Origin of the sequence: Bacillus sp. SIMBA_008, assembly GCF_046535495.1 — a bacterium.
In the GTDB taxonomy this organism is placed as follows: Bacteria; Bacillota; Bacilli; order Bacillales; family Bacillaceae; genus Bacillus; species Bacillus subtilis.
Genome location: NZ_JAWRWL010000002.1, coordinates 717110 through 731301, shown reverse-complemented (window position 1 = coordinate 731301; position 14192 = coordinate 717110). Strand labels below are relative to the sequence as shown.

15 protein-coding genes are annotated in these 14192 nt (G+C 44.7%); 13 read left to right on the top strand and 2 right to left on the bottom strand.

Annotated features, from left to right (window positions below; genetic code table 11):
- Positions 1-66: 66 nt before the first annotated feature.
- The 4 genes from SB658_RS09270 (at position 67) to SB658_RS09255 (ending at position 5425) form a co-directional block, all read left to right on the top strand.
- Positions 67-1128, top strand: coding sequence for a carbamoyl phosphate synthase small subunit (locus tag SB658_RS09270; protein WP_003232984.1), 1062 nt, complete (start codon positions 67-69; stop codon positions 1126-1128).
- Entirely contained in the window at positions 1121-4213 is a 3093-nt protein-coding gene (gene carB, locus SB658_RS09265) for a carbamoyl-phosphate synthase (glutamine-hydrolyzing) large subunit (protein WP_003232982.1), read from the top strand. The genes SB658_RS09270 and carB overlap by 8 nt, the downstream gene beginning before the upstream one ends.
- A complete protein-coding gene (gene argF, locus SB658_RS09260; protein WP_003232980.1) occupies positions 4201-5160 on the top strand; it encodes an ornithine carbamoyltransferase in 960 nt (319 codons plus the stop codon). Before carB ends, argF begins: the two co-directional genes overlap by 13 nt.
- An 85-nt stretch (positions 5161-5245) precedes the next feature.
- Positions 5246-5425 (top strand): YjzC family protein, encoded by a 180-nt coding sequence (locus SB658_RS09255; RefSeq protein ID WP_003245356.1) that lies wholly within the window; start codon positions 5246-5248, stop codon positions 5423-5425.
- A gap of 45 nt (positions 5426-5470) precedes the next feature.
- Here SB658_RS09255 and SB658_RS09250 read toward each other — a convergent pair whose 3' ends face one another.
- Positions 5471-5656, bottom strand: coding sequence for a YjzD family protein (locus SB658_RS09250; protein ID WP_003245236.1), 186 nt, complete (start codon positions 5654-5656; stop codon positions 5471-5473).
- A 248-nt stretch (positions 5657-5904) separates the two neighbouring features.
- Between SB658_RS09250 and SB658_RS09245 the strand changes: the two genes are divergently transcribed.
- The 4 genes from SB658_RS09245 to comZ all read left to right on the top strand — a co-directional run bounded on the left by SB658_RS09245 (position 5905) and on the right by comZ (position 8528).
- Positions 5905-6639, top strand: a complete 735-nt coding sequence (locus SB658_RS09245; protein WP_003245223.1) for a hypothetical protein — start codon at positions 5905-5907, stop codon at positions 6637-6639.
- 81 nt (positions 6640-6720) lie between these two features.
- A complete protein-coding gene (locus SB658_RS09240; protein WP_003232974.1) occupies positions 6721-7278 on the top strand; it encodes a hypothetical protein in 558 nt (185 codons plus the stop codon).
- 90 nt (positions 7279-7368) lie between these two features.
- The gene (med, locus tag SB658_RS09235) at positions 7369-8322 is read left to right on the top strand and encodes a transcriptional regulator Med (protein ID WP_003245494.1); all 954 of its coding nucleotides are present in this window, start codon (positions 7369-7371) and stop codon (positions 8320-8322) included.
- 14 nt (positions 8323-8336) lie between these two features.
- Positions 8337-8528, top strand: a complete 192-nt coding sequence (comZ, locus tag SB658_RS09230; protein WP_003224559.1) for a ComG operon transcriptional repressor ComZ — start codon at positions 8337-8339, stop codon at positions 8526-8528.
- Between the two features lie 29 nt (positions 8529-8557).
- On the opposite strand, the gene yjzB is transcribed toward comZ, so the two are convergent.
- Positions 8558-8797 carry a spore coat protein YjzB gene (yjzB, locus tag SB658_RS09225; protein ID WP_003232972.1) on the bottom strand — a complete coding sequence of 80 codons (240 nt, stop codon included), beginning with the start codon at positions 8795-8797 and terminating at the stop codon, positions 8558-8560.
- A 164-nt stretch (positions 8798-8961) separates the two neighbouring features.
- On the opposite strand from yjzB, the gene fabH reads away from it, so the two are divergent.
- The 5 genes from fabH to appF all read left to right on the top strand — a co-directional run bounded on the left by fabH (position 8962) and on the right by appF (position 14189).
- A complete protein-coding gene (gene fabH, locus SB658_RS09220) occupies positions 8962-9900 on the top strand; it encodes a beta-ketoacyl-ACP synthase III (RefSeq protein ID WP_003232971.1) in 939 nt (312 codons plus the stop codon).
- Positions 9901-9922: 22 nt separating this feature from the next.
- Positions 9923-11164, top strand: coding sequence for a beta-ketoacyl-ACP synthase II (gene fabF / locus SB658_RS09215; protein WP_003244890.1), 1242 nt, complete (start codon positions 9923-9925; stop codon positions 11162-11164).
- Between the two features lie 75 nt (positions 11165-11239).
- On the top strand, positions 11240-12025 hold the full coding sequence (locus SB658_RS09210; protein ID WP_003232967.1) for a DUF2268 domain-containing putative Zn-dependent protease: 786 nt from the start codon (positions 11240-11242) through the stop codon (positions 12023-12025).
- A gap of 191 nt (positions 12026-12216) precedes the next feature.
- On the top strand, positions 12217-13203 hold the full coding sequence (appD, locus tag SB658_RS09205; protein WP_003232965.1) for an oligopeptide ABC transporter ATP-binding protein AppD: 987 nt from the start codon (positions 12217-12219) through the stop codon (positions 13201-13203).
- Complete coding sequence (gene appF, locus SB658_RS09200; protein WP_003232964.1) at positions 13200-14189, top strand: oligopeptide ABC transporter ATP-binding protein AppF; 990 nt, start codon at positions 13200-13202, stop codon at positions 14187-14189. The genes appD and appF overlap by 4 nt, the downstream gene beginning before the upstream one ends.
- Positions 14190-14192 lie beyond the last annotated feature (3 nt).

The following is a 14192-nucleotide window of genomic DNA, read 5'->3' as shown; positions in this document are numbered from 1 at the left end:
TTTTCGATATAAAGGCATAAAAATTCATTTTTATAATTAATTATTCATCAAGAGGTGGGCTGTTAGATGGAAGGTTATTTAGTGTTAGAAGATGGGACATCGTTCAGCGGCGAGCTGGACGGTCATGAAAACTGCACGGGAGAAGCTGTTTTTTTCACAGGAATGACAGGCTACCAGGAAGTGCTGACAGATCCATCATATAAGGGACAGATTATTGTATTTACCTACCCGCTGATTGGCAACTACGGCATAAATGAAAAGGATTTTGAAAGCAAGAAACCGCAAGTAAAAGCCGCGGTTGTCTATGAGGCGTGTGATCACTTTTCTCATTATGAAGCGGTATACAGCCTCAAGGAGTATCTACAGAAATGGAATATTCCGCTGTTAACCCATGTTGATACGAGGGCTGTCGTGAAGAAAATCCGGGCAAACGGGACGATGGGTGCGACAGTCACAGCCTCTAAAGAAGGAGCTGAGATTGCCCTTCAACCAGAGAATGTGGCAGAGCAGGCTTCCGCCCAGGAAATCAGCACATTCGGCGACGGGAATAAACATATCGCTCTCATTGATTTTGGCTATAAAAAGTCAATCGCATCATCACTTGTCAAACGAGGCTGCAAGGTTACCGTGGTGCCATACCAGCAAATGGAGGCCGTATACAACATCAAACCCGATGGAATTGTGCTATCGAACGGACCTGGAGATCCGAAAGCCATTCAGCCATATTTAGGAAAGATCAAAAGCATCATCAGCCGCTTTCCGACTCTAGGCATTTGTCTCGGACATCAGCTGATCGCGCTCGCGTTTGGAGGGAATACTTTTAAGCTGCCATTCGGGCACAGGGGAGCTAATCATCCGGTCATCGACCGTAAGACGAAACGGGTCTTTATGACAAGCCAAAACCACAGCTATGTGGTTGATGAACAGTCGATTAATGAAGAAGAGCTCACCATCAGGTTTCATCATGTCAATGATACGTCAGTTGAAGGGCTTGCCCATAAAAAACTGCCTGTCATGAGTGTTCAATTCCACCCGGAAGCCCATCCCGGACCTGCGGAAAGCGAATGGATTTTTGATGATTATCTAAAGAATGTGATACCAGCAAGGAGAGAAATCGCGCATGCCTAAAGACACCAGTATTTCAAGCATATTAGTAATTGGCTCAGGCCCGATCATCATCGGGCAGGCGGCAGAATTTGATTATTCAGGCACTCAAGGGTGCATCGCGCTGAAGGAGGAGGGCTACCGGGTAATTCTCGTCAACAGCAATCCGGCGACAATTATGACTGATGAAGCCTTCGCTGATGAAATTTATTTTGAGCCTCTGACAGCAGAAAGCCTGACAGCCATCATTAAGAAAGAACGGCCTGATGGGCTTCTTGCCAATTTAGGCGGTCAGACCGCGTTGAATTTAGCGGTGGAGCTTGAAGAAACGGGTGTTTTAAAAGAGCACGGCGTCAAACTCCTCGGCACATCCGTTGAAACGATACAAAAAGGAGAGGACCGGGAAAAATTCCGTTCGTTAATGAATGAATTAAAACAGCCTGTGCCGGAGAGTGAAATTGTTGATAACGAGGCCGATGCCCTCCATTTTGCGGAATCCATCGGTTTTCCTGTTATTATCAGACCAGCTTACACATTAGGCGGAAAGGGCGGAGGAATCGCCCCTGATAAAGAAGCCTTTACAGCTATGATTAAGCAGGCGCTATTAGCAAGCCCGATCAATCAATGCCTTGTCGAAAAAAGCATTGCCGGCTTTAAAGAAATTGAATATGAAGTCATGCGTGACAGCAATAACACATGCATTACCGTCTGCAATATGGAAAATATCGATCCGGTCGGCGTGCATACAGGTGACTCTATCGTTGTGGCGCCGTCACAAACATTGACAGACGAAGACTATCAAATGCTGCGGACAGCAAGTCTGACGATCATCTCAGCACTTGATGTTGTAGGCGGCTGCAACATTCAATTCGCGCTTGATCCATTCAGCAAGCAATATTACGTCATTGAAGTGAATCCGCGTGTAAGCCGGTCATCGGCTCTCGCATCTAAAGCGACCGGTTATCCGATTGCGAAGATGGCCGCGAAACTGGCAGTCGGATACACTCTTGACGAGCTGAAAAATCCGCTCACAGGCTCGACTTACGCAAGCTTTGAACCGGCACTGGATTATGTGATCGTCAAATTTCCGCGCTGGCCGTTTGATAAATTCAAAAACGCAGACCGCAAGCTTGGCACAAAAATGAAAGCCACCGGTGAAGTGATGGCGATTGAACGGAATTTAGAAGCGGCGATACAAAAGGCAGCCGCGTCGCTTGAATTAAAAAATATCGGGACACACCTTCCAGAGCTCAGCGGGTTGTCAATTGATACGCTATGGGATTTGGCAATCACTCCGGATGACCGCAGATTTTTCGTTGTCATGGAGCTGTTGAGCCGCAGCGTCTCGATTGATGACATCCATGAAAAAACAAAAATTGATCCGTTTTTCCTTCATACCTTTGACAACATCATCAAATTGGAAAACCGCCTGATGGAAGCAGGGAGCGATCTCTCTTTTGAATTATTGAAGAAAGCAAAGGAAAAGGGATTCTCAGACGCAACGATTGCCTCGCTGATCAGCAAAACAGAAGAAGAGGTGCGCGCGCTTCGCAAGGAGATGGGCATTACGCCTTCCTTTAAAATCGTAGATACATGCGCGGCAGAGTTTGATGCGAAAACAAACTATTTTTACTCCACATATTTCGGAGAGACCGATGGAGACATCAGCCGCAAAGAGAAAAAACGCGCGCTCATTATCGGATCAGGCCCGATTCGGATCGGCCAAGGCGTTGAATTTGATTACAGTGCTGTTCACGGTGTGCTGACACTGCAAGAGCTTGGGTTCGAAACCATCATGATTAACAATAACCCGGAAACTGTCAGCACCGATTATGAAATTGCGGACCGCCTGTATTTTGAACCGATGACAACGGAGCATATTGTAAACGTGGCGGAGCAGGAAAATATTGATTTTGCAATTGTGCAATTTGGCGGTCAAACTGCAATCAATGCTGCTGAAGCGCTCGAAAAAGCCGGCATTACTCTTCTTGGCACATCATTTCAAACGCTCGACGTGTTAGAGGATCGGGATCAATTTTATCAGCTTCTTGACGAGCTGGGATTGAAGCACGCAAAAGGAGAAATTGCTTATACAAAAGAAGAAGCCGCTTCAAAAGCGAGTGAGATCGGCTATCCGGTGTTAATCCGCCCATCTTACGTTATCGGCGGAATGGGCATGATCATTGTTGACTCGCAAGCCCAGCTTTCTCAGCTGCTGAATGATGAGGACAGCATGCCATACCCGATTTTAATTGATCAGTATGTGTCTGGAAAGGAAGTCGAAATTGATTTGATTTCCGACGGCGAGGAAGTCTTTATCCCGACATATACCGAGCATATTGAACGGGCAGGTGTCCATTCAGGGGACAGTTTTGCCATTCTTCCCGGACCGTCCATCACGAGCGGGCTGCAGCAGGGCATGAAAGATGCGGCACAAAAAATTGCCCGAAAACTTTCATTTAAAGGCATCATGAACATTCAATTTGTGATCGACAATGGAAACATACTCGTTCTTGAAGTGAATCCGAGAGCGAGCCGCACGGTTCCTGTCGTCAGCAAAGTAATGGGCGTTCCGATGATTCCGCTCGCCACACGTCTGCTGGCGGGAGCGTCCTTAAAAGATCTAAATCCGGCAGTTCAAAATCATCATGGAGTTGCCGTGAAGTTCCCTGTTTTTTCTTCTCATGCGATCCAGGATGTGGATGTCAAGCTTGGACCGGAAATGAAATCAACGGGAGAAGGCATGTGTGTCGCATATGATTCTAACAGCGCCTTGAAAAAAATCTATACAAGAGTCTGGAGTCAAAAAGGAAGCATTTATTTGCAAAACGTTCCGGAAGATGTGAAGGAGTTAGCAGAAAACGCAGGTTTTACAATACATGAAGGAACATTTGCCTCATGGATGGAACAGGAAGGAAACTCGCTCCACATTAATCTGAGCGGTTCTGAAGAAGCACGCAAAGAACGTTTGGAAGCCATGACGCACGGCATCCCCGTCTTTACAGAAGAAGAAACTGTGCGGGCGTTTTTACAAAGCGGTTCAGGCCATCCGCAGCCTGTATCTCTCAAAGACCTCTATAAAAAGGAAGTGGCATCATGCACACAGTGACGCAAACCAGTTTATACGGAAAAGATTTATTAACGTTAAAGGACCTTAGTGAAGAAGATATAAACGCCTTGCTCGCAGAAGCCGGTGAGCTGAAACAAAACAAAATTCAGCCTATATTCCATGGCAAAACCTTGGCGATGATTTTTGAAAAATCATCAACGCGGACCCGTGTTTCATTTGAAGCGGGCATGGCGCAGCTGGGCGGGAGCGCCCTCTTTCTAAGCCAGAAAGATCTGCAGCTGGGGCGCGGTGAGACTGTCGCTGATACGGCAAAAGTGCTGTCAGGCTATGTGGATGCCATCATGATCCGGACCTTTGAACATGAAAAGGTGGAGGAACTTGCCAAAGAAGCTGACATTCCGGTGATCAATGGACTTACCGATAAATACCACCCATGCCAGGCGCTGGCGGATCTCTTGACGATTAAGGAGATAAAAGGGAAGCTTAAAGGCGTAAAAGTCGCGTACATCGGTGACGGAAATAACGTGGCGCACTCCTTGATGATCGGCTGCGCGAAAATGGGCTGTGATATCTCGATCGCTTCACCAAAGGGATATGAAGTGTTAGATGAAGCAGCTGAAGCGGCAAAGACATATGCACTTCAATCCGGCTCTTCTGTCACGCTGACAGATGATCCGATTGAAGCTGTAAAAGACGCGGACGTGATTTATTCTGATGTGTTTACAAGCATGGGGCAGGAAGCGGAAGAGCAAGAACGTCTTGCTGTCTTTGCGCCTTATCAGGTGAATGCGGCGCTGGTCAGCCATGCCAAGCCTGACTATACATTTTTACATTGTCTCCCTGCGCATCGCGAGGAAGAAGTGACTGCGGAGATTATTGACGGGCCGAACTCTGCAGTGTTCCAGCAGGCGGAAAACCGTCTTCATGTGCAAAAAGCACTGCTGAAGGCCATTTTATATAAAGGGGAATCATCAAAAAACTGCTGAGCCAAACTCAGCAGTTTTTTTGATGGCAACATATTCACAGCCGCTTAGGCGCATACTACAGCAAAAAGGAAAAGGAGGAAAAACAGTGGGACAGCAGCACCAATTCCGGCCCGGACAGAAAGCGCCTAATAACGGTGTCTACGTAGAAATCGGCGAGACAGGGAGCATGGTTAAAAACCCTCAAAAGGTCCATCTGTCAGCAGGGGAAATGTTCCCCGAAACATCAAACCACAACCGGCTGTGGACCTACAAAAGAAAGCCGTGACCACTAAAAAACCCAAAACAATAAATGTTTTGGGTTTTTGGCTTTTTAATGCTGGCTTGCATTTTTGTTCATAGGCATGATTTCTGCTAAAACCATGATTAAGACATACAGTACAACAGCAATGACAGATGATGTTTTGAAATTATACGTAACGCTGTTCATGCTTGCAACCAAGTAGCATGCCATATGTGATAAAAGGAACGTCCAAATAAAGGCAATAATATATCGCACGTTTCCACCTCGTCCTTCTCATTCTATTCTAAAAGTTATCATACCATACAAAAAGCGAAGGGGGAATCCAATTTTAGCAGAAAGTGAGGTGACAAAAGAGTCTGATTCGTCACACTTTAATGGTAAAATATAAAACGTCAATCAGTATAATAGCCAAAAATGTAAAAGGCTAGGACTTTACCTTATTCGTTTCTTTTCTATTTACATAAGATAGCGTGAGATGAAGTGTGAAAGGAGGCGGGCAAGCGATGGGAATAACGGAAAGATACTTTCAACTGGGAACGGAGCATAATGTCATTCATCTGCCCTATCGCCCGAACGGCTTCGGCATCTTTATCTTGGGGGACAGAACCCACTTTGTCGGACATGATTCAAGCTTTTGGCAGCAGCATTATGGCAGAAATCAGCTTCTGAGCATGTTGATGAATGAAGGATACACTCTTTTTAACAGCAATCTGTTCGGAAGGCATTGGGGGGCGGAAAAAGCAGTCACCTATGCCAAACAGCTGATACATTCTGTGCTGAAGCAGGAAATCCTCAATCCGAAGATTCATATTTTAGCAGAAGGCATGGGTGCTCTCGTGGCCGATGAACTGCTTCGTTTTTCCCCGGATCATATCCGCTCAGCCGCAATGTTGAATCCTTGTCTCGATCTTCAGGCACATTATGAATCGGAAAAAGAAAATAAATTTTTCTATAAGCAATTTTTGAAAGAAGTATCGAAAAGCTACGGAATTTCTGAAAAAGAAGCGGAAGCGATTCGTTATAAAACAATTCAAAGCTACCCGAGCGGCGTACCGGTTCATATATGGCAGCGTATGACCGGAGCTCCATATCCCTACAGCGTACATGCGGAAGTTTTCAAGGAAAAACAGCAAAAGCAAGGCTCACCGGTCGACATGACATTTCATTTATTTGAGCATCCAAGCAGAATTTATGCATCAATTTGCAAATTCTTTCATAGTCATGAAAAAGAATTATAGAGAATATAATGACAACAGCCTTCTCTTTTGCGGAGGCTGTTTTGTTTTGGGAAATGAAAAACCGGAAGGGCGGCAGATGCAATGGAATCAACGCTGATTGTAGGTGCGGACGAATTTTTCGGCCTTTCATTATGTGAGCGAATGATGGATGAAGGCATACATGTTGACGTTGTTCTGGCGGAAACAGAAGATAAAATGAGACAAATGTACTTAGAAGAAAGACTCATGTGGCTTGGGAGAAATGAACTCTTTCGCCAGCTTGAACACATTGGAGACCAAAATTATGATACAATTTGTATCCAGTTCGGAAGTTTTTTGCCTTTAGACCAATATGATTCTCCTTATATTTTAGTATATGAAGAAGACCGAAAAGAATGGGATAAACGTGAAAAAACAGGCTCGGAAAAAACCGTGATCCTGCCGAAAATGTACGGGCCATGGAAAGAAGAAACAGAGGAAGACGGCTATTACACAAACGACGTGGCTGACGAGTTGCTGAGATTCCTGTTAGAACCAAGCCGTCATAGCAAAGATCAGCTTTTTGAATTGCAAGTCACAGAGAAAACCTCAAAAGAAGAAGCAAAAACAAAAATTATCGAGTGGAAAAGACAATTTTCATCAATTTTCGACAAATATTAAGAAAAACCTTCCATGTTTCGAGTTTTCTAGATACAATAAACGTATAAAAATAATACATGTTATAGCTTGTCAAAAGGAGTTGAACATGACTTGATCACAAGGCTTGTCATGATCTTTTCTGTCCTCCTTTTATTGAGTGGATGTGGACAAACTCCGTTCAAAGGAAAAATTGAGAAGGTCGGCATGCTCTTTCCTGATACGATTAATGACCTCGTATGGGGCACAAAAGGGTATAAAGGATTACTGAATATACAATCCAAATACAATGTGGACGTCTATTATAAAGAAGGCGTTAAAACAGAAGAAGATATCATAAATGCGATTGAGGATTTTCATAAGAGGGGCGTCAATCTGCTCTACGGCCATGGGAGTGAATATGCTGAGGTGTTTAACTTGGTCGGCGAAGATTATCCAGATATGGAATTCGTCATTTCCAATGCGAAAGCGAAAGCTGATAATGTAACAAGTGTCCATTTTAGCGGGGAAGCAATGGGCTTTTTTGGAGGAATGACTGCTGCCCATATGTCGAAAACGAATCAGGTCGGTGTAATTGCTTCCTTTACGTGGCAGCCTGAGGTTGACGGTTTTATCAAAGGGGCCAAGTATGAAAATCCGGATATAGAGGTAAATACGAAATATACGGATCATTGGGATGATGATACAACAGCAGTAAAGCTTTATCAGAAAATGAAGAACGAAGGCGCGGATGTTGTGTATCCCGCCGGAGACGGGTATAATGTTCCTGTTATTCAGCAAATCAAAAAAGACGGTCTTTATGCCATAGGCTACGTCACAGATCAATCGGATCTGGGCGAGAATACCGTATTAACCAGCACGGTGCAAAATGTGGACAAGGCCTATGAAATCATTGCTGAACAATTTAATAAAGGCACCCTTGAGGGCGGCGATCATTACTACGACCTGAACACGGGAGTCGTTGAGATGGGAACATTCAGCCCGCTCGTCGATCAAGACTTTCAGCAAAGAATCGCCAAGCTGATCAAAACATACAACAAAACAGGCGAGCTGCCAAAAAACGAGTAATGGAGTGACGTCACATGCAGCACGAAAAATCACTTGAATTCTTGCAAATTGCCATGAAATATCTCCCTGAAGCGAAAGAACAGCTTGAGAAATCAGGCATTGAGCTCTCAATGGAGGCCATCCAGCCGTTTATGAATCTATTTACAACGGTAATGGCGGAAGCTTATGAGCTTGGCAAGTCTGACGCTAAATCTGAAACAGAATAAGAAGAAGCCACTTTTTTGAAAGTGGCTTTTCACATGATTTTCTTTTTAATAGCGGAGAGCATGGGCGCAAGCTCCTTTAAAGCGGGCTTGATTTGATCAAGAGAGTTCATAATTGAACCGATTTGGTCCATAATATGCATGTAATTAATCGTCTCTTCGTCGTTTGTCTGAGAAACCTGAGAAACTTCCTCTTGCTGTTCCTCCTCCTTCTCTTCTGTTGGTTTTGCTGCATCGCCGAACATCATTCTTGAAAACACATCCAACTGCATACGCCTCCTTTCCATATACCATACTCTATGAGTAAGATGAACTGATAGTTTAGACGAATATATTGCCATGTGAAAAAAAATAGGATAGAATTAGTACCTGATACTAATAATTGATCACAACCTGATTGATCTTCTAAATTTAAGATATAAAGGAGTCTTCCCTAATGAAAGCTGGAATACTTGGTGTTGGACGTTACATTCCTGAGAAGGTTTTAACAAATCATGATCTTGAAAAAATGGTTGAAACTTCTGACGAGTGGATTCGTACAAGAACAGGAATAGAAGAAAGAAGAATCGCAGCAGATGATGTGTTTTCATCACATATGGCTGTTGCAGCAGCGAAAAATGCGCTGGAACAAGCTGAAGTGGCTGCTGAGGATCTGGATATGATCTTGGTTGCAACTGTTACACCTGATCAGTCATTCCCTACGGTCTCTTGTATGATTCAAGAACAACTCGGCGCGAAGAAAGCGTGTGCTATGGATATCAGCGCGGCTTGTGCGGGCTTCATGTACGGGGTTGTAACCGGTAAACAATTTATTGAATCCGGAACCTACAAGCATGTTCTAGTTGTTGGTGTAGAGAAGCTCTCAAGCATTACCGACTGGGAAGACCGCAATACAGCCGTTCTGTTTGGAGACGGAGCAGGCGCTGCGGTAGTCGGGCCAGTCAGTGATGACAGAGGAATCCTTTCATTTGAACTAGGAGCCGACGGCACAGGCGGTCAGCACTTGTATCTGAATGAAAAACGACATACAATCATGAATGGACGAGAAGTTTTCAAATTTGCAGTCCGCCAAATGGGAGAATCATGCGTAAATGTCATTGAAAAAGCCGGACTTTCAAAAGAGGATGTCGACTTTTTGATTCCGCATCAGGCGAACATCCGTATCATGGAAGCTGCTCGCGAGCGTTTAGAGCTTCCTGTCGAAAAGATGTCTAAAACTGTTCATAAATATGGAAATACTTCTGCCGCATCCATTCCGATCTCTCTTGTAGAAGAATTGGAAGCCGGTAAAATCAAAGACGGCGATGTGGTCGTTATGGTAGGGTTCGGCGGAGGACTAACATGGGGCGCCATTGCAATCCGCTGGGGCCGATAAAAAAAGGTGAGGTGCACACAAGATGACTAAAAAAAGAGTAGTTGTTACAGGACTTGGAGCATTATCTCCACTTGGCAACGACGTCGATACAAGTTGGAATAACGCAATCAACGGTGTGTCCGGAATCGGTCCGATCACTCGTGTTGACGCTGAAGAATATCCGGCAAAAGTTGCCGCTGAATTAAAAGATTTTAATGTTGAAGATTATATGGATAAAAAAGAAGCCAGAAAAATGGACCGCTTTACACAATATGCGGTTGTGGCTGCGAAAATGGCGGTTGAAGATGCAGATCTTAACATTACCGATGAGATCGCGCCGAGAGTCGGTGTTTGGGTAGGCTCCGGTATCGGAGGACTTGAAACACTAGAGTCTCAATTTGAAATCTTCTTAACAAAAGGCCCAAGACGGGTAAGCCCGTTTTTCGTGCCAATGATGATTCCTGACATGGCGACAGGCCAGATTTCTATTGCATTAGGAGCAAAAGGGGTGAACTCTTGTACGGTTACAGCATGTGCTACAGGAACGAACTCCATCGGTGACGCGTTTAAGGTTATTCAGCGCGGTGATGCAGACGTGATGGTCACAGGCGGAACAGAAGCGCCGCTGACAAGAATGTCATTCGCCGGCTTTAGTGCCAACAAAGCGCTGTCTACTAATCCAGATCCGAAAACAGCGAGCCGCCCGTTTGATAAAAACCGTGATGGCTTTGTCATGGGGGAAGGTGCAGGGATTATCGTTCTTGAAGAACTTGAGCATGCCCTGGCCCGCGGCGCTAAAATTTACGGAGAAATTGTCGGCTACGGCTCAACCGGAGACGCTTATCATATCACAGCGCCGGCCCAAGACGGTGAAGGCGGAGCGAGAGCGATGCAAGAAGCCATTAAAGATGCAGGCATTGCACCTGAAGAAATTGATTACATCAATGCTCACGGGACAAGCACGTATTACAACGACAAATACGAAACAATGGCGATTAAGACCGTTTTTGGCGAGCATGCGCATAAACTTGCGGTAAGCTCTACAAAATCGATGACAGGCCACCTCTTAGGAGCAGCCGGCGGTATTGAAGCCATTTTCTCTATCCTGGCCATTAAAGAAGGCGTGATTCCGCCGACAATCAATATTCAAACACCTGACGAAGAATGTGATTTGGATTATGTGCCTGATGAAGCCCGCAGACAGGAACTTAATTATGTTCTCAGCAACTCATTAGGATTCGGCGGACACAACGCAACATTAATCTTTAAAAAATATCAATCATAATCAAGCCAAACCGGCTGCCCTTAAAGGGTAGCCGGTTTTTTTTGTGTGCATAGGATTAAAAGAGGAGGCGATCACATGAGTGTAGAACAAACATATAGCTGGCTCAGGAAGGCCGGTTCAATAGATGATTTGGCGCATTACATTATCCCGCTTTTTTCAGGTGCGGAGAAAAAGAACTGGAAGGGCATTCTGGGGCATCTTCAGCATCATGGGATGTTTAAAAACATAAAAGAGGGTATTCAGACGGTTTCCAAGCTGAAGGAAAAAGGTTTTTACGGACATATCCAAAAGGAAGAACAGTACCTCAAAAACAAATGGCAAGGTCCTGATGTACCAATTGTTACGCTGCCGGTTGATGAACGAAACAGGAGAATCCGTTTAGAATTCGGATCAAAATCAGGACTCGCCTTTCAAGACAAAATGTTCCTTTTTCTTTCGTCAGATTTAGATTTTGGGTCGGTATCTGCCCTTATGACGCATGAGTATCATCACGTTTGCCGGTTAGGTCATCTGACAAAAGAGGAAAAGGATGTCACATTACTTGATACAATCATCATGGAAGGGCTGGCGGAATATGCTGTTTATGAGAGGTTCGGCCGAAGTCAAACGGCTGAATGGACGACTTGGTATACACCGGAACAGCTTCAGGCTTTATATGAAAAAAAGATTGCGCCCCATCGGGATATCAAACGGGATAATCGATTATTTCCCCAGCTGTTATTCGGCAAAGGATATCAGCCAAAAATGCTTGGATACGCAGTTGGATTCAATATTGTAAAAAAATATTTAACCGCCAGCAAGGCAAGCACCGCAGACGGGCTGTCCATTCCTGCTGAGACCTTTTTGGATGCAATGCTTTAAAAGGATAAAATAATGGAATTTCATTAATAATATTACATTTATCCTAAAAAATTCTTGATTTTGCAAAATGATTGTGATAATATACAACTATAAAATTTTTCGATAATTCAATATTATTTATTATTTCTGAATAAAGGGATTGCTTTCTCTTGAAAACGTTTGACAACAAGAGGGGGGAAAGGGGAGCTAGCATGAGCACACTTTTAGAAGTGAATAATTTAAAGACTTATTTTTTCAGGAAAAAGGAGCCGATCCCTGCGGTTGACGGAGTCGATTTTCACATCAGCAAAGGCGAAACCGTCGCGCTTGTAGGTGAATCGGGCTCCGGAAAAAGCATTACTTCTTTATCAATTATGGGCCTCGTCCAAAGCTCAGGCGGAAAAATCATGGACGGCTCTATTAAACTCGAAGACAAAGACCTCACCTCATTCACTGAAAACGATTATTGCAAAATCCGCGGTAACGAAGTATCCATGATCTTTCAGGAACCAATGACCTCCCTTAATCCGGTGTTAACAATCGGAGAACAAATTACCGAAGTGCTGATTTACCATAAAAACATGAAGAAAAAAGAAGCCCGTCAACGAGCTGTTGAACTCTTGCAGATGGTCGGTTTCTCCCGGGCGGAGCAAATTATGAAGGAGTACCCGCATCGGCTGTCCGGCGGTATGAGACAGAGGGTGATGATTGCCATCGCACTGAGCTGTAATCCTAAACTGCTCATTGCTGATGAACCAACGACAGCGCTGGACGTGACAATACAAGCCCAGGTGCTGGAGCTCATGAAAGATCTCTGTCAGAAGTTCAATACATCGATTCTTCTCATCACACACGACTTAGGTGTCGTGTCTGAAGCTGCCGATAGAGTGATTGTCATGTACTGCGGACAAGTCGTAGAAAACGCCACTGTTGATGACTTATTTTTAGAACCGCTTCATCCGTATACAGAAGGCCTGCTTACGTCAATTCCTGTTATAGATGGAGAGATTGATAAATTAAATGCGATTAAAGGCAGTGTGCCTACACCGGATAATCTGCCGCCGGGGTGCCGTTTTGCCCCAAGGTGCCCGAAAGCTATGGATAAGTGCTGGACAAATCAGCCTTCGCTTTTGACACACAAAAGCGGAAGAACGGTGAGATGCTTTTTATATGAGGAAGAGGGTGCCGAACAATCATGACAGCAGCTAATCAAGAAACAATCTTAGAGCTTCGTGACGTAAAAAAATACTTTCCGATCCGGTCAGGCCTTTTTCAAAGAAAAGTCGGTGATGTAAAAGCGGTGGATGGTGTTTCATTTTCGTTAAAAAAAGGAGAAACACTCGGAATCGTTGGAGAGTCGGGCTGCGGAAAATCGACTGCCGGCAGAACGATGATCAGACTGTACAAACCGACAGAGGGCCAAATTCTTTTTAAAGGGCAGGATATTTCCAATCTGTCAGAGGAGAAGCTGCGGAAGAGTGTCCGCAAAAATATTCAAATGGTTTTCCAAGATCCATTTGCTTCGTTAAACCCGAGAAAGACCCTGCGTTCCATCATAAAGGAGCCGTTTAATACGCACAACATGTATACCATGCGTGAACGAAACGAAAAAGTTGAAGAGCTGCTTGCAAGAGTAGGGCTTCACCCGTCGTTTGCCGGCCGTTATCCCCATGAGTTTTCAGGCGGCCAGCGTCAGCGGATCGGCATTGCCAGAGCACTCACTTTGAATCCAGAGCTGATCATTGCAGATGAGCCGGTTTCCGCACTTGATGTATCCATTCAGGCCCAAGTGATTAACTTGATGGAGGAATTACAGGAAGAATTTAATCTTACGTATCTATTTATCTCTCATGATCTGAGTGTCGTCCGCCATATCAGCGACAGAGTCGGAGTAATGTATCTTGGCAAAATGATGGAACTGACCGGCAAGCATGAGCTTTATGACAACCCGCTTCACCCATATACCCAAGCGCTTTTATCCTCCGTTCCGGTTACAAGAAAAAGAGGTTCTGTCAAACGTGAACGCATTGTCCTGAAGGGAGAACTGCCTAGTCCGGCCAACCCGCCAAAAGGCTGCGTATTCCACACAAGATGTCCTGTTGCAAAACCGATATGCAAGGAACAAATACCAGAATTTAAAGAAGCTGCTCCCAGCCACTTTGTGGCTTGTCACCTTTATAGCTAATGT

Excerpts from the sequence above, each read along its gene's own strand:
- appF (WP_003232964.1), top strand. The coding sequence starts at position 13,200 with ATGACAGCAGCTAATCAAGAAACAATCTTAGAGCTTCGTGACGTAAAA.
- carB (WP_003232982.1), top strand. The coding sequence starts at position 1,121 with ATGCCTAAAGACACCAGTATTTCAAGCATATTAGTAATTGGCTCAGGC.
- argF (WP_003232980.1), top strand. The coding sequence starts at position 4,201 with ATGCACACAGTGACGCAAACCAGTTTATACGGAAAAGATTTATTAACG.
- SB658_RS09245 (WP_003245223.1), top strand. The coding sequence starts at position 5,905 with ATGGGAATAACGGAAAGATACTTTCAACTGGGAACGGAGCATAATGTC.
- fabH (WP_003232971.1), top strand. The coding sequence starts at position 8,962 with ATGAAAGCTGGAATACTTGGTGTTGGACGTTACATTCCTGAGAAGGTT.
- comZ (WP_003224559.1), top strand. The coding sequence starts at position 8,337 with ATGCAGCACGAAAAATCACTTGAATTCTTGCAAATTGCCATGAAATAT.
- appD (WP_003232965.1), top strand. The coding sequence starts at position 12,217 with ATGAGCACACTTTTAGAAGTGAATAATTTAAAGACTTATTTTTTCAGG.
- yjzB (WP_003232972.1), bottom strand. The coding sequence starts at position 8,797 with ATGCAGTTGGATGTGTTTTCAAGAATGATGTTCGGCGATGCAGCAAAA.
- SB658_RS09240 (WP_003232974.1), top strand. The coding sequence starts at position 6,721 with ATGGAATCAACGCTGATTGTAGGTGCGGACGAATTTTTCGGCCTTTCA.
- SB658_RS09270 (WP_003232984.1), top strand. The coding sequence starts at position 67 with ATGGAAGGTTATTTAGTGTTAGAAGATGGGACATCGTTCAGCGGCGAG.
- SB658_RS09210 (WP_003232967.1), top strand. The coding sequence starts at position 11,240 with ATGAGTGTAGAACAAACATATAGCTGGCTCAGGAAGGCCGGTTCAATA.
- fabF (WP_003244890.1), top strand. The coding sequence starts at position 9,923 with ATGACTAAAAAAAGAGTAGTTGTTACAGGACTTGGAGCATTATCTCCA.